Origin of the sequence: Sphingomonas sp. Leaf357 (genome assembly GCF_001423845.1) — a bacterium.
Taxonomy (GTDB): Bacteria; Pseudomonadota; Alphaproteobacteria; order Sphingomonadales; family Sphingomonadaceae; genus Sphingomonas.
Genome location: NZ_LMPM01000002.1, coordinates 537,700 through 560,238, shown reverse-complemented (window position 1 = coordinate 560,238; position 22,539 = coordinate 537,700). Strand labels below are relative to the sequence as shown.

At 65.0% G+C, this 22,539-nt stretch carries 23 protein-coding genes; 13 read left to right on the top strand and 10 right to left on the bottom strand.

Translation table 11 applies throughout. The features are described from left to right. Positions 1 to 10: 10 nt before the first annotated feature. Together ASG11_RS15700 and ASG11_RS15695 are read left to right on the top strand one after the other, a co-directional pair. Complete coding sequence (locus tag ASG11_RS15700; protein ID WP_168371752.1) at positions 11 to 721, top strand: GDSL-type esterase/lipase family protein; 711 nt, start codon at positions 11 to 13, stop codon at positions 719 to 721. 334 nt (positions 722 to 1,055) lie between these two features. After that, positions 1,056 to 1,667 carry a PEPxxWA-CTERM sorting domain-containing protein gene (locus ASG11_RS15695; RefSeq protein ID WP_055782203.1) on the top strand — a complete coding sequence of 204 codons (612 nt, stop codon included), beginning with the start codon at positions 1,056 to 1,058 and terminating at the stop codon, positions 1,665 to 1,667. Positions 1,668 to 1,743: 76 nt separating this feature from the next. On the opposite strand, the gene ASG11_RS15690 is transcribed toward ASG11_RS15695, so the two are convergent. The 5 genes from ASG11_RS15690 to ASG11_RS15670 form a co-directional block, all read right to left on the bottom strand. Beyond that, positions 1,744 to 3,012, bottom strand: a complete 1,269-nt coding sequence (locus ASG11_RS15690; RefSeq protein WP_236697545.1) for a cation:proton antiporter — start codon at positions 3,010 to 3,012, stop codon at positions 1,744 to 1,746. A gap of 34 nt (positions 3,013 to 3,046) precedes the next feature. Continuing rightward, positions 3,047 to 4,264, bottom strand: coding sequence for a multidrug effflux MFS transporter (locus ASG11_RS15685; protein WP_055782810.1), 1,218 nt, complete (start codon positions 4,262 to 4,264; stop codon positions 3,047 to 3,049). Between the two features lie 148 nt (positions 4,265 to 4,412). Further along, a complete protein-coding gene (locus tag ASG11_RS15680; protein ID WP_055782201.1) occupies positions 4,413 to 5,240 on the bottom strand; it encodes an SDR family NAD(P)-dependent oxidoreductase in 828 nt (275 codons plus the stop codon). After that, a complete protein-coding gene (locus ASG11_RS15675) occupies positions 5,237 to 6,223 on the bottom strand; it encodes an aldo/keto reductase (RefSeq protein WP_055782198.1) in 987 nt (328 codons plus the stop codon). The genes ASG11_RS15680 and ASG11_RS15675 overlap by 4 nt, the downstream gene beginning before the upstream one ends. Positions 6,224 to 6,530: 307 nt before the next feature. Beyond that, entirely contained in the window at positions 6,531 to 7,442 is a 912-nt protein-coding gene (locus ASG11_RS15670) for an alpha/beta fold hydrolase (RefSeq protein ID WP_055782195.1), read from the bottom strand. A gap of 145 nt (positions 7,443 to 7,587) precedes the next feature. On the opposite strand from ASG11_RS15670, the gene ASG11_RS15665 reads away from it, so the two are divergent. From ASG11_RS15665 to ASG11_RS15650, 4 genes are all read left to right on the top strand, one after another. Further along, entirely contained in the window at positions 7,588 to 8,499 is a 912-nt protein-coding gene (locus ASG11_RS15665) for an ABC transporter ATP-binding protein (RefSeq protein ID WP_055782193.1), read from the top strand. Beyond that, positions 8,496 to 9,245 (top strand): ABC transporter permease, encoded by a 750-nt coding sequence (locus ASG11_RS15660; RefSeq protein ID WP_055782190.1) that lies wholly within the window; start codon positions 8,496 to 8,498, stop codon positions 9,243 to 9,245. The genes ASG11_RS15665 and ASG11_RS15660 overlap by 4 nt, the downstream gene beginning before the upstream one ends. Positions 9,246 to 9,315: 70 nt before the next feature. Continuing rightward, on the top strand, positions 9,316 to 10,371 hold the full coding sequence (locus ASG11_RS15655) for a sensor histidine kinase (RefSeq protein ID WP_201781356.1): 1,056 nt from the start codon (positions 9,316 to 9,318) through the stop codon (positions 10,369 to 10,371). Then, positions 10,368 to 10,970: a response regulator transcription factor gene (locus tag ASG11_RS15650; RefSeq protein WP_055782184.1), complete on the top strand. Its 603-nt coding sequence runs from the start codon at positions 10,368 to 10,370 to the stop codon at positions 10,968 to 10,970. Before ASG11_RS15655 ends, ASG11_RS15650 begins: the two co-directional genes overlap by 4 nt. A 74-nt stretch (positions 10,971 to 11,044) precedes the next feature. Here the strand turns inward: ASG11_RS15650 and ASG11_RS15645 are convergent, their stop codons facing one another. After that, positions 11,045 to 11,344: a putative quinol monooxygenase gene (locus tag ASG11_RS15645; protein ID WP_055782180.1), complete on the bottom strand. Its 300-nt coding sequence runs from the start codon at positions 11,342 to 11,344 to the stop codon at positions 11,045 to 11,047. A gap of 253 nt (positions 11,345 to 11,597) precedes the next feature. Here ASG11_RS15645 and asd point away from each other — a divergent pair, with 253 nt between their 5' ends. The 4 genes from asd to ASG11_RS15625 all read left to right on the top strand — a co-directional run bounded on the left by asd (position 11,598) and on the right by ASG11_RS15625 (position 13,880). Next, entirely contained in the window at positions 11,598 to 12,503 is a 906-nt protein-coding gene (asd, locus tag ASG11_RS15640; protein ID WP_236697544.1) for an archaetidylserine decarboxylase, read from the top strand. Continuing rightward, on the top strand, positions 12,500 to 12,856 hold the full coding sequence (locus ASG11_RS15635) for a hypothetical protein (RefSeq protein ID WP_201781355.1): 357 nt from the start codon (positions 12,500 to 12,502) through the stop codon (positions 12,854 to 12,856). Before asd ends, ASG11_RS15635 begins: the two co-directional genes overlap by 4 nt. Positions 12,857 to 12,960: 104 nt before the next feature. Further along, positions 12,961 to 13,344, top strand: a complete 384-nt coding sequence (locus ASG11_RS15630; protein WP_055782175.1) for a VOC family protein — start codon at positions 12,961 to 12,963, stop codon at positions 13,342 to 13,344. A 233-nt stretch (positions 13,345 to 13,577) separates the two neighbouring features. Next, on the top strand, positions 13,578 to 13,880 hold the full coding sequence (locus tag ASG11_RS15625; RefSeq protein ID WP_236697543.1) for a hypothetical protein: 303 nt from the start codon (positions 13,578 to 13,580) through the stop codon (positions 13,878 to 13,880). Positions 13,881 to 14,092: 212 nt separating this feature from the next. Here the strand turns inward: ASG11_RS15625 and ASG11_RS15620 are convergent, their stop codons facing one another. From ASG11_RS15620 to ASG11_RS18855, 3 genes are read right to left on the bottom strand one after another with little or no spacing between them, the layout of a single operon-like run. Then, on the bottom strand, positions 14,093 to 14,872 hold the full coding sequence (locus ASG11_RS15620) for an SDR family NAD(P)-dependent oxidoreductase (RefSeq protein ID WP_055782172.1): 780 nt from the start codon (positions 14,870 to 14,872) through the stop codon (positions 14,093 to 14,095). Between the two features lie 12 nt (positions 14,873 to 14,884). Further along, a complete protein-coding gene (locus ASG11_RS15615; protein WP_055782170.1) occupies positions 14,885 to 16,078 on the bottom strand; it encodes a zinc-dependent alcohol dehydrogenase in 1,194 nt (397 codons plus the stop codon). Between the two features lies 1 nt (position 16,079). Then, positions 16,080 to 16,670: an SRPBCC family protein gene (locus ASG11_RS18855; protein WP_055782167.1), complete on the bottom strand. Its 591-nt coding sequence runs from the start codon at positions 16,668 to 16,670 to the stop codon at positions 16,080 to 16,082. Positions 16,671 to 16,848: 178 nt separating this feature from the next. Here ASG11_RS18855 and ASG11_RS15605 point away from each other — a divergent pair, with 178 nt between their 5' ends. Then, a complete protein-coding gene (locus tag ASG11_RS15605) occupies positions 16,849 to 17,823 on the top strand; it encodes an SDR family oxidoreductase (protein ID WP_055782165.1) in 975 nt (324 codons plus the stop codon). Between the two features lie 102 nt (positions 17,824 to 17,925). Here ASG11_RS15605 and ASG11_RS15600 read toward each other — a convergent pair whose 3' ends face one another. Further along, on the bottom strand, positions 17,926 to 18,408 hold the full coding sequence (locus ASG11_RS15600) for a DUF4142 domain-containing protein (protein ID WP_055782163.1): 483 nt from the start codon (positions 18,406 to 18,408) through the stop codon (positions 17,926 to 17,928). Positions 18,409 to 18,687: 279 nt separating this feature from the next. Here ASG11_RS15600 and ASG11_RS15595 point away from each other — a divergent pair, with 279 nt between their 5' ends. Both ASG11_RS15595 and glf read left to right on the top strand, forming a co-directional pair. Continuing rightward, positions 18,688 to 19,884, top strand: a complete 1,197-nt coding sequence (locus ASG11_RS15595; protein ID WP_055782160.1) for a DUF2252 family protein — start codon at positions 18,688 to 18,690, stop codon at positions 19,882 to 19,884. 282 nt (positions 19,885 to 20,166) lie between these two features. Then, positions 20,167 to 22,500: a UDP-galactopyranose mutase gene (gene glf, locus ASG11_RS15590; RefSeq protein WP_236697542.1), complete on the top strand. Its 2,334-nt coding sequence runs from the start codon at positions 20,167 to 20,169 to the stop codon at positions 22,498 to 22,500. Positions 22,501 to 22,539: the final 39 nt, after the last annotated feature.

Sequence of the window (22,539 nt, the reverse complement as noted above, 5' to 3'; positions counted from 1 at the left end):
ATTGCTCGCAATGCCCGCGTTTGCGCCCGCCGCCCCCACGGCTCAGGCTGATCCGCAACCGTCGCAGCATCGTGGCCGCATGCCCGCCGAGAAGGATCTCGACCGGCATCTGGCGTTCCTCGCGCGCAAGGATCGCCTGATCAAGACCGGCGGCACCGATGTGGTCTTCGTCGGCGATTCGATCACCGACTGGTGGCGGAACGACCCGCAGCGCGAGATCTTCGAGGATTATTTCGGCCGCTTCCGTCCCTACAATATCGGCATCGCCGGCGACGAGACCCAGCACGTGCTGTGGCGCATCGACCATGGCGAACTCGACGGCCTGACCCCGAAGCTGGTGGTCCTGATGATCGGGACGAACAATCTGGCCAATGCCAACCGCATGGGCCCTGCGGAAACCGCCGACGGCGTGGCGGCCGTGGTCGAGGCGATCCGCCGCAAGCTGCCCGGCGCGAGAATCCTGCTGCTCGGCATCTTTCCGCGTGGCAACCGCAGCGACGATCCGTTGCGTCTGGCGGTAAACGCCACGAACACGTTGATCGCCGGATTGGCCGATCGCAAGACCGTGTTCTACCTCGATGTCGGCCCCGAATTCCTCGCGCCCGATGGCACGCTGCCCGGCGATCTGATGCCGGATTATCTGCATCCCAATGCCCGGGGCTATCAGATCTGGGCCGACGCGATGAAGCGGGAGATCGACACCTTGACCCGCGGTCGCTGATCCAGGGCACATGATCGGCCTGTGCCGTTTCGAGACAAAGCGTTTCGACGGTCCGCCGAACCGAACAATTTGCAATGCGTAGCGGAACGAAAACTTGGCGATGTGAGTTTGATCCCACGCCGAGAACTACCCTGATTTCGATGGTAATATAGCGCCATGTCGCCAAGTATTACACATTCGATTTTACGTGATCAGGAATGGCCGAAACAGGCCAGTGGCACGAAACATGCTTTTCTACTGTCGTGTCTGCAGCGTGGTTTGCTCTCGCAACTTGCGAGCGACGATTGCGATCGCGGCGCGAAAACTTTTGTCAGCTTAAGAAGTAGGAACGTTTATGAAGAAATACATCCTGGCGGGGATCGCGGCCATTGGCATGACGACCGGCGCAAACGCAGCCGACCTGATCAGCGCGAGCGTGAACGGCCCGAGCGGCACGATCTGGAACACCAATTCCTCGGATACCTTCTACACGCTGTTTCTGGTTCGCCCGTTCGGCAACGTGATCAATCCGAACGACAACTTCACGTCGTCGGCGACGACGACGGGTTCGAACAACTATGTCATCGCGGGTGATGGTTTCCCGGGCGGTACGTCGACCAACTCGGATCCGTTCTACACCCTGACGCTGATCTTCGCCGACGGCGCGACGATCTCGGGCCAGTATGTCGGCAGCACCTTCACCGGTGGCACCAGCGCGACCGTGGGCGGCCTCACCTACACGCTGACCGGTTTCGGCTGGGATCGTAGCCCGGCCGATAATGTCAGCCCGTTCCGTGCCGTATCGGGTGGCGATCCGTCGGATTATACCGGCCAGTTCTCGTTCACCCAGGCGGCAGCCGCCGTTCCCGAGCCCGCGACCTGGGCCTTGATGCTCACCGGCTTCGGCATGGTCGGCTTCGGCATGCGCCGCCGTGCGAAGGTGTCGACCGCCGTCACCTACGCATAAGTTCGCTTCGTCACGCGAACGGAAAGCCGCCGGCCGAAAGGTCGGCGGCTTTTTGCTGCGCGTCGCGAGCGGCGGATCATCCGCCGCTCTCTCTTGCCAGGCGGCGCTCGCGGCGTGCGTCCGCCTTGGCCATCAGCGGCGTCGCGGTCATCCCGTGCACGACGATCGACAACAGGATCGTCGCGCCGGCGACTGCCCAGATCGCGTGCCGCTCCGCAAAATCCGCTCGGTTGAAGGCATATTGCAGGTAGAAGAACGTACCGATCCCGCGAATGCCGAAAAAGCCCATCAGATGCCGCGACATCACCGGCGCGCCCGACCAGTGGAACGCGACGAGCGTCGTCAGCGGGCGGATGACGAACACCAGGGCCACGGCGATCGCCGCCCCGCGCCAGTCGAGCGCCGAGAGCAATCCCCGGCCGATCGCCCAGCCGAACAGCAGCATCACCATCGCCATCAGCACGCGTTCGATCTGCCCGGAAAAATCGGACATCGCGGTGTGGAATTCGTCGTCGGGGCAGGTCGATCGGATCGTGAGCGCGGCGACGAATACCGCGATGAAGCCGTTGCCGTGGATCAGGACGCTCAGGGCATAGGCCATGAAGGTCACGCCGATCGCGACCAGGCCATCGCCGGTTTCGGAAAGCTTCGCGGACGGCAGGCGAAACATCAGATAGCCCGCCCCGGCACCCAGCAACCAGCCGATCAGCGTTCCCACGGCCAGATCGCCGGCCAGCTGCAGGGCCGACCAATGCACCCAATCCAGCGTGCCGGCCTGGACCGCCAGCGCGAGCAGGACGAACGGAAACGCCAGCCCGTCGTTGAGCCCCGCTTCCGACGTCAGGCCGAACCTCGTCTCGCCATCCTCGCCCTCGCGCGGCGGCCCGGTCTGGACGTCGGCCGCGAGCACCGGGTCGGTCGGTGCGAGCGCGCTGGCGGTCAGGATGGCCGCGGCGATGCTGAACCCGAGCCCCCAGCGCGCCGCGACGAAGATCGCGATCATGGTCAGCGGCATGACGACGAGCAGCAGCAGCCAGGTCGATCGCCAGCGTCGCCAGCCGAATGGCCGGTCGAGCCGCAGCCCGGCCCCCATCAGCGCGATCAGCACGATGATCTCGTTCAGATGTTCCAGCGTCGGATCATGCGTCATCGCCGTCTGGCTGGTGCGCAGCCAAGGCGTGAAGGACAGCAGGAATCCCAGGGCGATGAAGATGATCGGCAGCGACAGCGGCAGGCGTTTGATCAGCACCGGCAGCCACGCCGCGACCAGGATGAGTCCGCCGATACCGAGCAGGATGAATTCGTGGGGAAGGGCAAGCATCCCGACCAACGGTTCGGGCGGCATTTCGATGCCGAACCTATCCGGCTTCGGAAAGTCCCTATAGAACCGATCGAATCTCCGGCGTCACCATGCGTGCCTGGAACAGCCGGCCGCCCTCGATCACATAGACGATCGCAAGCACCGCGAGGCCGATGGCGAGATAGCCGATCGCCAGCGGGAACGTCGTCCCGTCATAGGATTGGCCGATCGCGCTGCCCACCAGAACGGCACCGATGCTGGAGATGAACCCCTGGATCGACGATGCGGTGCCGGCGATATGTCCGACCGGCTCCATCGCCATCGCGCCGAAATTCGATCCGCACAGGCCGATGCACGTCATGCACAGCGCCTGGAAGATCATATAGGTCCACAGCGATTCCTCGCCTGCGCCGATCACGATCAGATGCAGCAGCGACAGCACGATGAGCGCGATCAGCGCCGTCTGGGAGATCAGCCGCGTGCCCAGTCGCTCGACCAGCCGGCTATTGAGGAACGACGCGCAGCCCATCGCGAAAGCGCACAACGCGAACAGCCAGGTGAACCGGCTCCCGGCATGGAATTCGTCGACGAAGATCTGCTGGGCGGAGGACACGAAGGCGATGATCCCCCCGAACGTCATCGACGCAGCGACCGCGTAGCCGAGCGAGAAGCGGTTGGTCAGCGTCAGGCGGTAGCCCTGCTTCAGCGATGCGAGCGACAGCGGAATGCGCCGCGCCGCCGGCAAGGTCTCGGTCAGGCGGAGTGTCGACCAGGCGAGGACCAGCGCAGAGAAACCGGCCAAAGCATAGAAGATGAAGCGCCACGGCCCGAATTTGAGCAGGATTTGTCCAAGGCTCGGCGCCAGGATCGGCACCAGGAAGAAGATCATCTGCGCCAGCGACAAGGTGCGCGCCATCTGCCGGCCCGACTGGCCGTCCCGCACGATTGCCACCGCCAGCACGCGGGTAGAGGCGGACATCAGGCCCTGCAACACGCGCGCGCCGAGCAACGCCTCGAACGTGGGAGATCCGGCGGCGAAGATGCTCGCCGCGACGAACCCCGCCAGCGTCACGACCAGGATCGGTTTGCGCCCGTAGCGATCGGCGAGCGGCCCGTAGACCAGCTGCCCCGCCCCGAAGCCGAGCATATAGGCGGTGATGATCCACTGCCGGTGATTCGCCGCGCCGATGCTCAGCTCGCGCCCGATATCGGCAAGCGCCGGTAGCATCAGATCGACACCCAGCGCGTTCACGGCCATCACCGCGGCGATGAACGCCACGAACTCCCGCCGTTTCATGCCCGCGGGCTGCACTTCGCTATTCATCGCGGCTCCCTAGCCGGTAGCGGTGAGATTGTCGCGGGCGTAACGCCCAGAGCATGATGCCTCTACCCTCACCCGTTCGAAACGAACGGAAAGGGGCCATTCGGATTCAAATCGTCAGATCCTAGGCGTCGGTGCTCATGAACCGCGCGAACGCGTCCTGCCATTTGGGATGCCAGCGCGACAAAGCCGGGCGGTTCTCGACCACGTCGCCCGCCGCCCACAGGATCCGCTTGCGATCCTGCTCCGTGCTTGTTTCGTTGTCGGGGCATAACAGGTAGAAATCGCCGGCGGCGATCCCTGCCAGCATGAATTCCACCACCTGCTCCGCCGACCAGGCGCCGGCCGGCTTCTCGGTCGCGCGCCCCGCCGTCATTCCGGTATAGGTGAAGCCCGGGATTAGCAGATGCGCGGTGATCCGCTCGCCCGCCTGCTGGCGCAGCGTGTGGGCCAGCCCCTCGGTCAACGCCTTAACGCCGGACTTGCTGACATTGTAGGCCGTGTTGCCCGGCGGCTGTGTGATGCCCTGCTTGGACCCGGTATTGATGATCAGTCCCGGCCGGTCGCTTGCGATCATTGCCGGGGCGAAGGCTTGCACGCCGTGCACCACGCCCATCAGGTTGACCTGGATCACCTTGGCCCAGCCGGCCGGATCGGCCAGCACGTCGCCTCCGCCGCCGATGCCGGCATTGTTCATCAGCACAGACACCGGCCCGTGGCGATCCGCGACCGTGACCGCCAGCGCCTCGACCGAGCCACGATCGGATACGTTCCCGGTCATCGGGATCGCCAGATCGCCGATCGCCTGCGCCGCCTCGGTCAAGGCCTCGTTCAAGAGATCCACGATCACGACGCGCATCCCGCGCGCCGCGAACGCCTTGGCGGCAGCGAGGCCGATGCCGCTTGCCGCCCCGGTGACGACCGCCAGATTGCCCGCGGCGATCGCACTCATCGGTTGAGCGCGGCCATTTGCGGCGCGGCGTATCGCGTGCCGGTGGCGGCGCCCGGGGGCAGCACGGTGTCGATGCGGGTCAGATCCGCCTCGGTCAGCGTCACGTCGAGCGCGCCGAGATTGTCCTCCAGATATTTGCGCCGCTTGGTGCCCGGGATCGGCACGATATCCTCGCCCTGCGCCAGAACCCAGGCGAGCGCGAGTTGCGCCGGGGTACAGCCCTTCTCCTGCGCCATGCTCTCGATCTGCGCGACGAGATCGAGGTTGGCGGCGAAGGCATCGCCCTGGAAGCGCGGATTGTTGCGCCGATAATCGTCCTCGGGCAGGTCCGCCGCGCTCTTGAACTGACCGGTCAGGAAACCGCGACCGAGCGGCGAATAGGGTACGAACCCGATGCCGAGTTCGCGTACCGTCGGCAGCACCTCGTCCTCGGGATCGCGTGTCCAAAGCGAATATTCGGTCTGCAGCGCGGTGATCGGATGGACGGCATGGGCGCGTCGGATCGTTGCCGGAGCGGCCTCGGACAGGCCGAGATACTTGACCTTGCCCGCCTTCACCAGTTCGGCCATCGCGCCGACCGTCTCCTCGATCGGCACGTCGGGATCGACGCGATGCTGGTAATAGAGATCGAAAACGTCGAGCCCGGTCCGCTTCAGGCTCGCGTCGCAGGCGGAGCGGACATAATCAGGCCGTCCGTTGACGCCCCGGAAGCTGCCATCCTCGCCCCGCACGTTGCCGAACTTCGTCGCGACGACGATCCATTCCCGGCGCTCGCGCACCACGCGGCCGACCAGTTCCTCGTTCATGCCCACGCCGTACATGTCGGCGGTGTCGAGAAAGTTGATGCCGAGATCGATCGCCCGGTTGATCGTCGCCACGGACTCCGCGTCGTCGCGACCGGCATAGAATTCCGACATGCCCATGCAGCCGAGGCCGAGGGCGGACACTTCCAGCCCTTGCGAGCCGAGTTTGCGCTTTTTCATCGATGATCTCCTATGAGCGGGGAAGCGCGATAGTCAGCGATATCCAAGGCGCACACGTCCTCCGGGGCGGCGGCAGTCACCAACTCCGCTGCCAGTGCCAGGCGGTCGCGCCGCCGCGCCCGGATCACGAGTTTCGCGCCCTGCTCGCAAAGGTGATCGCCACCACTTTCCTATCGATATTGTCTGTCATGACGCTCCAATCCCTCGCCGATGAAAGAGTTGCACCGGCGGGTGGACAGCGTGTCGAAAGAGATTTCAGGTGCCTCGGCCGTGCATGGCTGTGCCCGCGTTCCTTATCACGATGGCGTCAGAACTTTGCGCGCAGAAAAGCATCCAGTGCGGCATCGAACAGCGCCGGCTCGTCGTACATGATGAAGTGTTTCGCCCCGGGCACTTCGGTCAGCGTTTTCTTGGGCAGGTCGGCATAACCGGCCTTCACCGCGTCGCCGAGAGCCGTCTCGTAGAGCACCGTCACCGGAATGCCGACCGTGCCCAAGCCGGGCCGCAGGTCCGCCAGCATGTCGTCGGTCATCGCGCTCGCGACCACCGCCGGGTCGCTGGCCTGCATCCACCCGACCAGACGGGCGACATCGGCCGGCGCGGTGATCATCGAGGCGGCCATCTGCTGTGCGCGGGCGTCCGGCATCGCATGGGTCATGCCTGCCTTCATCGCCGTCGCCATCGGCCTGATCGTGTCCGGCGTCGCGTTCGGACCGCCCATCACGACCCCGAAAAAGGGCAAGGTATCGACCAGCATTAGCTTCGAGATCAGCCCCGGATGCCGTTCGGCGATCGCGAGTCCCAGCGTCCCGCCCAGACTGTGTCCCACCACCGCGACCGGTTTCCCGAACGTGCCGAGATACGCGCCGATCGCCTCGGCCACGGGGTCGAACATCGGGCCGCTGGCATTCGCCTGCGCCGGCGTGCCGGCGAAGCCGTTGATCTGCACCAGATGCAGCCGGAAATGGGCGCGAAGGCGATCCGCTGTGCGCCGCCAGGTCTCGCGCGAGGAAGCGAGCCCGGGGATCAGGACGACATCCGGGCCGGCCCCGACGATCTCGACCGAGATGCGATCGGTGGCGACCAACTTGCTGTCCGCATAGAGCCTCGCCGGCGCGGTCGTGATGCGCTGGGCCATCGCCGGTTTTGGCATCGCCGGCGCGAGCGACGTCGCAATCCCGAGCGCGAATGCCAGCGATCCGATGTGAAATTCTTTCATGCGTCCCTCCGATTTGCTCAATGACAGATGCGTGCGTTTCACGGTCGGCGAACAGTGACATCTGTCACCCGCCGCGCATGACATCGCGCACTGACGGCGCACTGCGTCCGGGTGCATCACCGCTCTCATGGCAAGGGAGATGCACATGGAGCGCGAGGATTTATCGGTCGTGGCGGCGCTGGTCGGGGTGTCCAAGACGCTCGGCGGCAATGCCGTGCTGGCGGGCCTGGACTTGAACGTCAAAGCGGGGGAGGTGACAGCGCTGCTCGGACCGAACGGAGCGGGCAAGACCACCTCGGTCAGCCTGCTGACCGGGCGGCTGCGACCGGACGCCGGCAGTGCTATGCTGTTCGGCCTCGATCCGATCCGGCCGGCGGCCCGCGCGCGGATGGGCGTCATGCTGCAGGCGGCGGGCCTGCCCGACGTGCTGACGATCCGCGAAGTGGTGACGCTGCAGTCGGGCTATTATGCGGATTCCCGGCCGATCGCCGAGACGCTGGCGATCGCGGGCCTCGCCGATCTCGCCGATCGCCGCTGCGGCGCGCTGTCCGGCGGTCAGGCGCGGCGGGTGCAATATGCGCTGGCGATCTGCGGGCGGCCCGATCTGCTGGTGCTCGACGAGCCGACCGCGGCGATGGACCGCGAGGCGCGGATGGCGCTCTGGGCCACGGTGCGCGAGGCGGCGGATTCGGGCGCGGCGGTGCTGCTCACCAGCCACGATCTCGCCGAGGCCGACGCTTTGGCCGATCGCGTGCTCGTGATGGCCAAGGGCCGGGTGATCGCCGACAACACGCCGACGGCGATCCGCGCGCAGGTCGGGGGATCGACGCTGCGCTGCCGCACGACGCTGTCCGATGCCAACCTCATGGCGCTGCCGGCGGTCCGCCGCGTCGAGCGCGCGGGGGCCGAGTGCGTCGTCCAGTCCGGGAACGCCGTCGCCACGGTTCGCGCGCTGCTCGGCGCGGATTCCGCACTTGCTGATCTCAGGATCAGCGACGCGTCGCTGGAGGATGCGATGTCCGTCCTGCTCCAGGCCGATCGGAGGATCGCGGCATGAGCGCGCTCGCCCATCCCGCCGGCGTGTGGCGCCGCGAATGCGTCGCCGAACTGCGCAGGTCCTGGCGGCTGCCGCAGTTCATGCTGCCCTCGGTGCTGACCCCGGCCGCCTTCTACGCGCTGTTCACGCTCGCCCTCGGCAAGCCGTCGCCCGAGGCCGCGGCGGCCTCGCTTGCCGGTTACGGTGTCTTCGCGTCGATCGGCCCCGCGCTGTTCGGGTTCGGTGCCGGCGTCGCTATGGAACGCGAACAGGGGCTGGTGGAACTCAAGCGCGTCTCGCCGATGCCGCCGGCGGCGTATGTCGCCGCCAAGCTCGCCGCCGCCGTCGCCGCGACCGCCGCCGCGATCACGCTGATCTACGCGCTGTCGCTGGTCGGTGGCGTCAGGCTCGCACCCGACCGCTGGGCATTGCTCGTCGCCCTGCATCTCGCCTCGACCGTGCCGTATGCGCTGATCGGGTTCGGGATCGGTATGCGCATGGGCGGCAAGGGCGCGGTCGCGATGGCCAACGCCTTGTTCCTGGGATCGGCGGTGGTCGGCGGCCTGTGGCTGCCGTCCACGCTGCTCCCCGCCTGGATGCGCGCGCTCGGCGAGGCGGTGCCGGCCTATCATCTCGGCCAGATCGGACGTGCCATCGTCGGTGCGCCCGTCATTGGCGGCACGGTGATTCACGTCGCGGTCGTGATCGCGATGGTCGGAGTGGCGGTCGTCTGGGCCTGGACCGGCTGGCGCCGCAGCCCGGCTTGACGCCGTGCCGCGCAGAGGAGACGCTGTGTCCATGACCCGGGCACGGCCATCGACGCGGAACGAGACGGGCATGCGGCGCTTCCTCAACGGGCCGCTGCCCTGGCTCGCCTATCTGCCGTTCTACATCCTGCCCTGGCTGTGGGTGAAGCCGACGCGCGGGGGCGTCATCGCCTCGATCATCGGGCTGATACTCTTCCTGCCGCTCTATCTCAGCCGGAGCCGCGCGACCGGACGCAGATTGTTCGCCGCCGCCTGCCTGGTGATGGTCATCGCCGTCGCGCTCGCGCCCTGGGGCGGCAATTGGACGGTGTTCGCGATCTATGCCGGGTCGATGGCCGGCGCCTTGCGTCCGGGCCGGTTCGCCGGATGGACGATCTTCGGTTTCGCGCTGCTGACGGTCGTGGTCGGCCTGACGCTGTCGCACCCCCTGATCTGGTGGCTGCCCGGTGTCCTGCTGATCGGTACGACCGGGTTCGGCGTGATGTCGCGGGAGGCGGTGCTCGACCGCAACGACGCGCTGCTCGCGGCGCAGGAGGAGGTGCGGCGGCTGAGCCAGACGGCGGAGCGCGAGCGCATCACGCGCGACCTGCACGACGTGGTCGGGCGGACATTGACGCTCGTCGCGCTCAAATCCGATATCGCCGCGCGGCTGGCGATCGACGACCCGATCGCCGCCGCCGATGAGATGCGCAGCGTCGCCGGCGTGGCGCGCGAGGGGCTGGGCGAGTTGCGTGCGGCATTGGCGGGGATGACCGGCGGATCGCTCGCACGCGAAGCCGAGGTATCGCGCGGAGCGTTGACGGCGGCGGGAGTGTCGGCCGAGTTCGATGGCGATCCGGAAAGCGTGCCGCCCCAGGCCGGCGCGGTGCTGGCGATGACGCTGCGCGAGGCGGTGACCAACGTCATCCGGCATGCCGGTGCGCGGCATTGCCGCATGGCGATCTCGATCCTCGACGGCATGGCGCGGCTAACGGTCGAGGATGACGGGCGTGGCGGATCGTTCACCGAGGGAACCGGCCTGGCGGGCATGCGCCAGCGGCTCTCGGCGGCGGGCGGAAGCCTGATGCTGGAGCGCACGACGCCGGGTACGCGGCTCGCCGCCTCCGTCCCCGCGGGTGCCGCATGATCCGCGTGGTCGTCGCCGAGGATCAGGCGCTCGTGCTCGGCGCGATCGCGACGTTGCTCGGCTATGAGACCGATATCGAGGTCGTCGGGCGCGCGACGGACGGCGACGAGGCGCTGGAACTGGTGCGCCGGCTGCTGCCCGACATCCTGCTGTCGGACATAGAGATGCCGAAACGCTCCGGAATCGAGGTGGCGCAGGAAATCGCGACCGAAGGTCTGGCGACCCGCGTGGTGATCGTCACTACCTTCGGCCGGGCCGGATATCTCCGGCGCGCGCAGACCGCCGGGGTGAAGGGCTATCTGCTCAAGGACAGTCCGGTCGAGCAGCTGGCCGCCGCGATCCGCACTGTCGCGGGCGGCGGACGGGCGATCGCGCCCGATCTTGCCGCGACCGCTTGGGAAGGGGACGATCCGCTGACCGAGCGCGAGCGCGTCTCTCTCCGGCTCGCGGAGGAGGGGCTTTCCAACAAGGAGATCGGGCGCCGGCTGTCGCTCTCGCCGGGAACGGTGCGCAATTACCTGTCCGAAGCCGCCGCCAAGATCGGGGCGAACAACCGGGTCGAGGCCAGCCGCATCGCCAGGGAAAAGGGCTGGCTCTGACGGCTCTCGATGCCGGGCACCGATGGAGCCGGTGGGCGCGCGGTCGCCGCGCGATCGTCTCCCGTTCGGAAGCGTCAGTCGGCGACGTCGACCGCTTCGGTCGCGATGATTTCGGGGCGAGCGGCGGCGAGGCCACGCGCGGCCAGGCCGAACGCCTTGAAATGGTCGGAGGCCATGTGTGCCGCGACCGCGGCCTGATCGGAATAGAGTTCGTTGAACACGAACCGCCGATCGCCCTCGGTCTCGCGCCACAGATCGTAATGCAGCACGCCGCTTTCGGCTCGCGATGCCGCGACGCAGGTGCGGGCCGCCGCGATGAAGGCGTCTTCCTCGCCGGGCTTGACGGTGACGAAGGCGACGATCTTGATGGTCATGACATGCTCCTGCGCTGCGCCGCCGATCTGCGCGCTCCGGCGCGCCGAGGCAAGGGGCGTACGTGGCCGGCAGAGTCCGGGCCGGATCGATATCGGTGATCGATCGCATTGTTCGCGCAGAGGCGCGGAAGACGCAGCGGTGTCATGCCCGGTCGCGCCAGCGGTCCTTCCTCATCGGGCGCTCAAGATAGAATGGTGCCGTCACGCGCGACATTCGTTAAACTCGGCTTTCGCAGAGATTCGGGAAAAGCGCGTGCATCGGCGCAATCGGCTGGTACGACGGCCGCTCGACGCTCAAGGGTTCAAGATGGCCGATCGCTTCACCGTCCTGCTGCAATATGCGCTGCCGAAACGGCACCTGACTAATCTGGCCGGTCGTGTCGCACGGGCCAAGGCCGGCGCGATGACGACGCGGCTGATCCGCTGGTTCGTCGCCAGATACGGGGTCGATATGCGCGAAGCCGCGAACCCGGACATCGCCAGCTATGCCAGTTTCAACGACTTCTTCACGCGCCCGCTGAAGCCCGGCGCGCGCCCGTTGGCCGCGGCCGATTTCGTCTGCCCGGTGGATGGCGCGATCAGCCAGCTCGGCCCGATCGACGATCATCACATCGTTCAGGCCAAGGGGCATCGTTTCACCACCACCCAGTTGATCGGCGGCGATGCCGCGCTGGCGGCCGAATTCCGTCACGGCAGCTTCGCGAACCTCTATCTGTCGCCGCGCGATTATCACCGCCTCCACATGCCGTGCGAAGGGAGGCTTACCCGGATGATCTATATTCCCGGCAGCCTGTTCTCGGTGAACCCGGTCACCGCGCGCGGCGTGCCCAATCTGTTCGCACGCAACGAACGCGTAGTGTGCGTGTTCGACAGCCCGGAACACGGTCCGTTCGTGATGGTGCTGGTCGGCGCGACCATCGTCGGCAGCATGGCCACCGTCTGGCACGGTATCGTCAACCCGGTGCGCACGGGTGCGACGGCCGAATGGTCCTACGCCGACCGGAACATCGTTCTGGCAAAGGGCGAGGAGATGGGCCGCTTCCTGCTCGGCTCGACGATCGTGATGCTGTTCCGGCCCGGAACGATCGCGTTCGACCAAAGCTGGATGCCGGAGCGCGCGGTGCGGCTCGGTGAGTGCATGGGCGATCGCCCCGCATGAGCGATTCCCCCAAGCCCTGGAACCCGGCGCTGGTCCGGACGTGGCTGGATCGCCGTGCCACGGCGGCGAAACTGGATCAGGCGGCGGCGGACCGGCGCGGGTACGAAGCGCGGGACGATTACGACATTGCCGCGGCCGAGGAGTGGGTATGTACTGCGCTGAAAGGCGATTGGGCGGAGGCGCAGGCCGTGTTCGCCGCGCGGATCAAGAGCCTGATCGGCATGGACGATTACCGGGCGACCGGAATCTACGACGATGTGCGGTTCGAACGGCACGTTCGCGGGCATCTGAGGCGGATCGCCAAGATGACCAAGGCGAACGACGGCTTCGAGAAGACCCTGCGCTATCGGTGATGATCGTCACCGCAACGCTGCATCAGGCTGTGGCTAGCGCTCCGAGTTTCGGCCGGGCCATGACACGTTCTTCGAGCATAACATCTTTCGGGTAAGGGCCGACAATGCGAATTCTCAACATCCTGACCCGTCATTGCCTGACGCTGGACCGGTTCGATGATGCGGTATCGTTCTACGAGGAACTGTTCGAGCAACCGGCCCGGCTGCGCTTCGATTATCCAGAGCATGATCTGAAACTGGCCCAGATCGCATCCCTGCTGCTGATCGGTGGCCCGCAGGAAAGCCTGGCGAGGTTCGCCGCGACCGAGGCCACTTTCCTGGTCGATGATATCGCCGGATGGGAAGAACAGCTCCGGACACTCGGAGCCGTCATCCTCGAACCGATCAAGACCGTGCCGACGGGTCGCAACATGCTGGTTCGACACCGTGACGGGATGCTGGTGGAATATGTCGAACATCGCGACAAGCATCCCGACGATCATCTGTGATGCCGCCGCGCGGTAAGCCACGCGTCCGGCACCGCGCACGGTAAGACCGGTCGAATATTGATCGAAAGCAGTGAGATAAGCAGAAACCGCACGGGATATTCGCGTCTCGCCCCCGCGTTAGGGATCGCCAGCTGATTGGCATGCGGAGAGACAAGATGGCCGTTAAATTTGCCGGAACGATGAATGCGATCAATCGCGGTCTGGAAAGTACCAAGCCTGCCAAGGGCGCGGAGATGATCGAGGATTGGGAAGCCGCGCTAGCCGATATCGACGTCGCGGGCGCCAAGGGCATCCTGCGCGACCTGGCGTCGTTGCGGAAGCAGTTGGAGAAGGAAGATCCGGATGCCGACCGCGTCCATGCCCTGCTTCACCGACTTGGCGCCGCGACCACCCGGATCGCGGAGAAATCCGACAAGTCGCAAGACAAACTCAAGGCCCTGGGCGAAGCGCTGACCGAGGCCGGCGAGGATTCGCCGGATGAGGAAGAAGATGTCGTGGCCGCAGCCAGCCCGAAACGGGCGCGCAAGAAGAACTGATCGGGGAGCGGGTCGGCATTGCCGGCCCGTTTTCATCTGTGCCGCCGCCGATCGAGCAAGACGCTGTGTCTGACCGGACTCTACGGCGACTAGGTAGACGTCGAACCGATCATCGCCGAAACCTGTACAATCGCTTGATCGTGCCGTCGGCATGAACTGCTCGAAACCATCACCGTGCTGCCGCGCGCGGCGACAACACGGTAATAGGATTCTCAGCTGTCGGCAGTGCCCGGTTCCGCCATCTTGCGATGTTGCTCGGCCAGGACCGACCCCGGCGTGACGTTGGCCAGAACACCCTGCAATTTGGTCTTCCAACCGGAAAAGACCGACGGTTTGCCGCTCATCACTGCATCCCAGCCATCCTTCGCCACGTCGGCGGGATCGCTCTTGTTCGGATCGGTGCCGACCGATGTGTCCATCATGTCGCCGCGCTCGAAGAATTCGGTATCGACGGGGCCGGGCATCAAGGTCGTCAGCGTCACGCCCTTCGCGTCCTTGATCTCGTTTCGCAACGCCTCCGTGAAGCTGTCGACGAACGCCTTGGTGCCGTTATACACTGCCTGGAAAGCGCCTGGAATATATCCGGCGACCGACCCGGTGACTAGCACCTTGCCTTCGTCCCGCGCGACCATCGGCTTCAGGACTTTCTGCACGAGGTAGAGCGTGCCGGTGATATTGGTATCCACCACGTGTCGCCAGTCCGCGAGATCCTGATCGAGGAACGCGCGGCCGAGGCCGTGGCCGGCATTGGCGCACAGCAGATCGACCCGGCGCCCGCCCGCCGCGTCGAGCAGGCGATCGACTCCCTCGATCGTCGCGAGATCGGCATCGAGCGTGTCGACCTTTCCATTCGATTGGATCCCGGCCGAGGCATTGACGAACGGCGTGTCGGCCACCAGTAGCAGATCATAGCCGTCGGCGGCGGCCAGCTTGGCGAGTTCTAGGCCGATGCCGCTCGAGGCACCGGTAATGATCGCGAATTTATCAGCCATGTCGAACTCTCCTTACGCTGTCTGTCCGGTGGCGAAGTCGGGCTTGAGCACCACCTTCGTCACCTCGTTCTGGTCGTCGTGGAACATCTTGTAGCCCTTCGGCGCATCCTCCAGCGCCAGCCGGTGGGAGATCAGGAAGGTCGTATCGATCTTCTCTTCCATGATCGCGTTGAGCAGCGCGGGCATGTAATGCTGCACGTGGGTCTGTCCGGTCTTGAGCGTCAGGCCCTTTTCCATGAATGCGCCAAGCGGAAACTTGTCGACGATCCCGCCATAGACGGCCGGCATGGAGACTCGCCCGCCCTTGCGGCAGGCGATGATCGCCTGGCGGATCGAATGGATGCGGTCCGTGCCCAGAAACGTCGATTTCTTGATCTGATCGACGACATTGTCGACGAACAAGCCGTGCGCTTCGAGGCCGACGCTGTCGATCACCGCATCCGGGCCGATCCCGCCGGTCAGCTCCATCAACGCCTCGTAAACCGCACTCTCCTCGAAATTGATCGTCTCGGCACCGAATTTCCGTGCCAGTTCCAGACGATGCGGGAGATGGTCGATCGCGATCACGCGTTCCGCGCCCATCAGGAATGCCGACTGCACTGCGAAAAGACCGACCGGCCCGCAACCCCAGACCGCGACGGTGTCGCCGGGCTCGATGTCGGCATTCTCGGCTGCCTGCCATCCGGTCGGCAGGATGTCTGAAAGGAACAGCACCTTCTCGTCCTCCACACCGTCCGGGATGACGATCGGGCCGACATCGCTGAACGGCACGCGGACATATTCCGCCTGGCCGCCGGCATAGCCGCCGGTCAGATGACTGTAGCCGAACAGCCCCGACATCGGCTGGCCGTACAACTCCATCCCGATGTCCTGATTGTCGGCGGGATTGCCGTTGTCGCAAGCGGAATATTGATGCTTGCCGCAATGGTAACAGCTGCCACAGGCGATCGTGAACGGCACGACGACCCGTTGGCCTTTCTTCAGCGTGGATTTGGGGCCGGTCTCGACGACTTCGCCCATGAATTCGTGGCCGAGGATATCGCCGGCCTGCATCGTCGGGATATAGCCGTCGTAGAGATGCAGGTCCGACCCGCAGATCGCGGTCGACGTGACCTTGATGATGCAGTCGCGCGGGTTGAGAATTTCGGGGTCGTCCACCGTATCGACGCGAACGTCGTGGCGGCCGTGCCATGCCAGTGCGCGCATCTTATTGCTCCCGTTCTTTGGCGAGTTGTTCGCGCGTGTAGGACGAGGTCGCGATCTCGCCGGTTTCCATCAACTGCTTGAAGCGACGCAGGTCGCGGCGGGCCTGGATCGCCGGTTCGCGCTGGAACAGCTTGGCGATCACCTTGCCGACGATACCCGCCGGAGGATCGTAGACGATCGTCGCGGTGACGACGGTGCCGCGTGCGCCGGCATCCTTGAAGTCGATGCGCCCGCTGTTCGCGACGTCGGCATCGTCTTCGGACGACCAGGCGATGAAGCTGTCCCTGGCCTCGTCCGTGACGCGCGCGGTCCATCCGACCGTCCTCCCGGCCGGGGCGCGGACCGTCCAATGCGATCGCGTATCGTCGATCGCATCGATCGATACGACATTCTCCATGAACGTCGCCAGATTGCCGAAGTCGCGCCAGTAGGCGAACAGTTCGGCGACCGGACGGTTGATCGTCACGGTACGCGCGACGATGCTGTCCCCTTTCGGATCGGTCATGGTCTCGGCCTGGCGCCGGGCCGCGTCGCTGCGCTTCGATGCGGTCAACGGCGCGTCGTCATTGGGGTTGGTGGCGACCTCGGTCACGCTGCTTCTCCGCTGTAACTGGAAAGCCTCCAATCCTTCGACGCGGGCCAAAGTTCCTCCGGTTGCCTGCCGAAAAGCAAAGAAGTTCAAGGTCTTGACCTGGATCAACTGTTTAGGCCGCAATGGAACTCCTGGCCCCCAAGCCTGTTGCAGCGGGCAGATGAGATGGAGACCCGAGATGACACAGTCCACGCGCCGCGATCTTTTGAAGGCCACCGCGGCCACGGGTGCCGGCATCGCCGCCGCCCCCGTTCTTGCCCAAGGTGCCCGCCCCGTGATGACCGATCCGCACTCGAAATATCCCACCGAACCGTTTGCCGAGCAGCGCCAGAAATGGCCGGCTTTGCAGCGGGACATGAAGCCCGTCCCGGATTCCGGAGAGGCCAGCTATCGTGGATCGGGCAGGCTCCAGGGGATGAAGGCGCTCGTCACCGGCGGCGATTCGGGCATCGGACGCGCCGCGGTCATTGCCTTTTCGCGCGAGGGTGCGGACGTGGCGATCAACTATTACCCGACCGAGGAACCCGATGCGCAGGATGTCGCCAAGCTGTTGCGCGCCGAGGGCCGCAAGGTGCTGCTGATCCCGGGCGATCTGACCGACGAGAAATTCTGCGAACAGTTGATCGCCAAAGTCGCCAAGGGCCTTGGCGGCCTAGACATCCTCGTGAACAACGCCGCCTACCAACAGTCGAAGGCATCGATCGCCGAGATCACCTCGGAACAGTTCGACCGCACGATGAAGACGAACGTCTACGCGACGTTCTGGCTGAGCAAGGCCGCCGCACCATTGATGAAGGCGGGATCCTCGATCATCAATACCGCGTCGGTCAATTCGTTCAATCCAGGCGAAGAACTGCTCGATTATGCTACCACCAAGGGCGCGATCGAGATCTTCACTAAGGGACTGGCGAAGCAACTGGCCAAGAAGGGTATCCGCGTGAATGCCGTAGCACCCGGGCCGGTCTGGACACCGCTCCAGGTCGCCGGCGGACAATTGCCGGGCAAGATGGGCGAATTCGGGCAGGACACCCCGCTCGGGCGCGCGGGCCAGCCGGCCGAACTCGCGTCGCTGTACGTGACGCTCGCCGACCCGGGCACCAGCTTCACCACCGGCAGCGTTTTCGGTGCGAATGGCGGGACCGGCTCGGTGTAGTGTCGCGCAGCAAGTGCCGGAAAGGCATTTCCCACCAGACGAAATCGGCCGCGGCATCATGGGATGCTGCGGCCGTCTTCTAATCAAGCTTTGCCGCCCCGATTACATCGCGTCGAGCATCTGGATATGATGCTTGACGACCGGAACGATCTTCATCGCCACCGCCTTCAGCGGCATCGCCTTTCCGCCCGTCGCATAAGCCTGTTGCAGCGACAGAGCCTGGCCATGTGCCGTCTTCTGCTGTGCGATATAGGTGGCATCGCGAGCGGTGCCGGTTTGCGCGCGCAACTGGGCGATCATGTCCGACTGGGCGGGCGTCAGCATCGGCGGCGTGGCGGCGACCTTCGCGCGCAGGGCGGCCGCCTTTACGTCAGTGGTGCTCTTGCTGTGCGCGGAGATCATCATGTTGGCGAACGACTTCACCTTCGGATTGGTGGTCGTTTGGAGCACGACCTGCGCGGACTCGCGTTCGAACAGGTCGCTTGCGCCGGCCGTCTTCACATAGTCGGCGGCGGGCATGACCTGAGCGGCGGCCGGTACGGCGAAGGCGAGGCCGATTGTCGCGAGCGGAATGAACGTTTTCACATCAAGTCTCCAATAGAGAGGTAGGCAGCAATGCCACCGATAGATCGTCTTTAGTATGGTGACGCCATGAACATTAGGTCGGTGCGGAAGTTCCCGAAACGCAACGCTTGCTGATTTCGATCAATTACTATCTCCGGGTGGAGTTATAACGATACGAAAATAGCTGATCCCGAATTCTTTTATCGGCTTGATCTCGATCGGTGAAATTCGTTCCATGGGTTGGCGAACCGTTTTTCATTGCTGCGCGTTCAATGGAAACGGCACGGCAATGGAGCGGAAATGAATCAGCAACGCGATACCCGATCGGCCGATTTGGAAAATATCCGCACGCTGAAGATGGCGCGCTCGACGCATGCGTATGTGCGGGGCAACACGATCAAATTCTACGCATGGCTGGCGCAGTCCCGCGCGGGAAAGCGGCTGCCGGTCGGCCCACCGATCTGGATCTGCGGCGATTGCCATCTCGGCAATCTCGGGCCGGTGGCCGACGCGTCCGGCAACGTGGCCGTACAGATCCGCGACCTGGATCAAAGCGTCATCGGCAACCCCGCCCATGACCTGATCCGGCTCGGCCTGTCCCTGGCGACCGCTGCGCGCGGGTCCGATCTGCCGGGCGTAACCACGGCGCGGATGATCGAACATATGGTCGAGGGCTATGTCGCGGCGATGGCGGACCGTGAGGAAGCGTCGGCACCGGAGCCGAATGTCGTGCGCTCGGTCCGCCAGAAGGCCCTGGGCCGGAGATGGCGCCATCTCGCCGAAGAGCGGCTCGACGATATCGAGCCGAAATTGACGCTGGGCAAGAAGTTCTGGCCGCTGGAGACCGAGGAGCGGGACGCCCTGGAGGCGTTGTTCGCAGAACCGACCGTGACCGGCATGATCCTGTCGTTGAACAGCCGAGAGGATAGCGACCGGGTCCGGCTGGTCGACGCGGCCTATTGGAAGAAGGGCTGCAGTTCGCTCGGCAATCTTCGGTTCGCCGCGCTGGTCGCGATCGGCGGGCGCAAGAAGCATCCCGATCAATATGCCCTGATCGACCTGAAAGAGGCCGTCGCGGCGATCGCGCCTTCCAGCGCGCGTCGCAAGATGCCGTCCGATCCTGCGACCCGGGTCGTTACGGGCGCGCGGGCGCTCGCCCCGAACCTCGGCGCGCGGATGCTGCCCACCCAGGTGCTGGGCAAATCCATGGTCTTGCGCGAATTGCTGCCGCAGGATCTGAAACTGGAAATCGAGCAGTTCTCACGGAGCGAGGCGACGCGTGCAGCGCGCCATCTCGCCTATGTCGTGGGGCGAGCACATGCCCGGCAGATGGATGCGCATGGTCGTGCCGAATGGGCGGCCTCGATCGCGCGTCGCCAAGGTGCCGACATCGATGCGCCTACCTGGCTTTGGGATAGCGTCGTCGATCTCACCGCCAGCCATGAGGCAGGCTATCTCGAGCATTGTCGGCGCTACGCTTTGGCGCAGGCAGCCTGAATTTGCCGCCTGCGCATCGGAGCAGGAAGGATTTTCGGAAGAAGGTCGTCTAAACGGCGGCGCCCCCCTTCCGACACCAGCCGTCTGAAGCTTCGTTCATGGCTGGCTACTCAAACACGCGACGCCAGACCAATACTTGCTTTAGGTTAATCAGTCCCGTTGCGAACCCGTCCGAAGACGGTCCTTAAAGTAAAATTATTTGTGGTGATCGAAATCAATGCTTCGTCGGGTGGGGTGCCTTAAGCACTCCCAGCGCGGGGGCGTATTACAGGGATGCTCCGCGTGCAGATTGGCCTACCCACTATTCTTTCCGATGCGTCGCCGTTGATCTGCTTTTCGCATCTGCGTTGGGATTTCGTCATCCAGCGCCCGCAGCATCTGATGCGACGCTCCGCACGGGAGCGGAGGGTATATGTGTGGGAAGAGCCGATCCCGTGCGATCACCCGCTGCCGTACCTCGAATATCATCCCTTTCCGGACGATAACGTCATCGCGCTGCGCCCGCGTGTGCCACGTGGCTGGAGCGCGGCGGAGCGGGAGACGGGGCTGAAAGCGCTGCTCGATATGTTCGTGGCGACCAGCATTTCGGCGCCGCCGATCTTGTGGTTCTACACGCCGATGATGTTCGCCTTTGCCGGGCACGTCGATGCCGCGGCGATCGTCTATGATTGCATGGACGAACTGTCGGCGTTCAAGTTCGCCGATCCCGCTCTTCTCGCGCGCGAAGCGGCGTTGATCGGGCGCGCCGATGTCATGTTCACCGGCGGCCAGAGCCTGTTCGAGGCCAAGAAGTCGCGCCATGGCAACATCCGCGCATTCCCCTCCGCGGTGGACGTCCCGCATTTCGCCGCCGCGCGCGAGACCATCGCCGAGCCTGTCGAGCAGGCCAGAATTACCGCGCCGATCCTGGGTTTCTATGGCGTGATCGACGAGCGGATTGATCTCGACCTGATCGACGCGATCGCCGCCGCTCGGCCGGATTGGTCGTTGGTGATGGTGGGGCCGGTGGTGAAGATCGCGCCGGACAGCCTGCCGCGGCGTGCCAATGTCCATTGGGTCGGCGGACGCGATTATGCGGACTTGCCGGCATGGCTGTCGGGCTGGAACGTCGCGTTGATGCCGTTCGCGATCAACGAGGCGACGCGCTACATCAGCCCGACGAAGACGCCGGAATATCTCGCCGCGGGATGTCCGGTCGTGTCAACGCCGATCGTCGACGTCGTGGCGCAATATGGCGGCCTGGAAGGCGTGGGGATCGCGGCGAACGCAGCCGCATTCGTTTCGGAATGCGAGCGGGTTCTGGCCCTGCCGGCGGACGGACGATGGCGCGACGAGGCCGATGCGTTGCTCGCCACGATGTCATGGGATCGCACCTATGACGGCATGCACCGGATGGTGCTCGCGGCGGTCGAGGCGAAGCGACATCCGGTCGCACCGGCCAACGATCTCGTCACCGCGCCGGCGATCCGGCCGTCCGAAGCCCGGCCCGATTACGATGTGCTGGTGGTCGGCGCGGGCTTCGCCGGATCGGTGCTGGCCGAGCGGCTGGCGGCGGGATCGGGCAAACGCGTACTGCTGATTGACCGGCGCGATCATCTCGGCGGCAACGCATATGACGAGCATGACGCGGCTGGGATCCTGGTGCATCGCTACGGCCCGCACATCTTCCATACCAACAGCGACGAGATCGTCCGCTATCTGTCCGACTTCACCCGTTGGCGGCCGTACGAGCATCGCGTGCTGGCCTCGGTGCGCGACAAGCTGCTGCCGATCCCGATCAACCGCACGACGCTGAACGGCCTGTACGGGCTGGACCTGAGCGACGACGCGCAGGCTGCCGCGTTCCTCGCCGCGCGCGCCGAACCGCGTGAGATCCGTACGTCCGAAGACGTGGTGATCGCGGCGGTCGGGCAGGAACTCTACGAGACGTTCTTCCGCGGCTATACGCGCAAGCAATGGGGGCTGGACCCGTCCGAACTCGACAAATCCGTCACCGCGCGCGTGCCGACGCGGACCTCGACCGACGATCGATACTTCCTCGATACGTTCCAGGCGATGCCGGCCGATGGCTATACGCGGATGTTCGAGAACATGATCGATCACGACCTGATCGATGTGGAGCTGGGGGTGGATTTCCGCGACGTGCGCGGGCGGATCACCGCCGGGCATACGATCTTCACCGGGCCGGTTGACGAATATTTCGACCATCGGTTCGGCGCATTGCCCTATCGCTGTCTCGATTTCCGGCACGAAACGCACGACATGGCGCAATTCCAGCCGGTCGCGGTGGTGAACTATCCGTCGGAGGACATCGCCCATACCCGCATCACCGAATACAAGCATCTGACGGGGCAGGCGCATGCCCGCACCAGCATCAGCTACGAATATTCCAGCGCCACCGGGAATCCGTATTACCCGATCCCGCGCGCCGACAACCAGGCGGTGTACAAGCAATATGAGGCGCTGGCCGACGCCTTGCTCGACGTCAGCTTCGTCGGACGGCTGGCGACCTACAAATATTACAACATGGACCAGGTGGTGGGGCAGGCGCTGGCGACCTATCGCCGGCTCGCGCCGATGCTGATGCCCAACAACGTCGCGGTGTCGATCTCCTGACCGGGGCGGCATTGGCGGAGCGGCCGCTACGTGTCCTGT